General features: G+C 60.9%; 1 protein-coding gene. It reads right to left on the reverse strand.

Annotated elements, in window-relative coordinates; all coding sequences use genetic code 11:
* Positions 1 to 412 (reverse strand): aldo/keto reductase (locus tag J5M67_RS28135; protein WP_207888636.1); only part of this gene is annotated, 412 nt, incomplete at its 3' end.
* Between the last annotated feature and the right edge of the window lie 71 nt (positions 413 to 483).

Genomic DNA, 483 nt, shown 5'->3' on the forward strand with positions numbered 1-483 from the left:
CCCATACGGTTTCCTCGATCGGCGTATTGGGATCGGGACGATGGCAGAACACGAGGTCGACGTAGTCGAGCTGAAGACGCTGCAGCGCTGCGTCGATCGCGTTCAGCAGGTATTTGCGGTTGAGGGTGTGGTACTGATTCGGCGCTTCCGCGAGCCCCCAGAAGAATTTCGTCGATACCACATAGCTGATGCGCGGCCAGCCGAGAGACTTGAGCGCATGACCCATGATCTCCTCGGATTTGCCGCCCGCATACACTTCGGCGTTGTCGAAGAAATTGACGCCGGCGTCGCGCGCGGCAGCCAGCGATTCCCGCGCGGCGCGTCGATCCACCTGGTTGCCGTAGGTGACCCATGAACCGATCGACAGCTCGCTGACCTGCAATCCGGAACGTCCCAGCCTTCGGTAGTTCATATCGCCTCCGATCGAGCGTGACCGACCACAAGCTTAGCTCGTTTGACCGCGATGCGCGGGCTCGTTCATGC

It is taken from the genome of Pseudomonas sp. 30_B, from assembly GCF_017491605.1.
Classification (GTDB): domain Bacteria; phylum Pseudomonadota; class Gammaproteobacteria; order Pseudomonadales; family Pseudomonadaceae; genus Pseudomonas.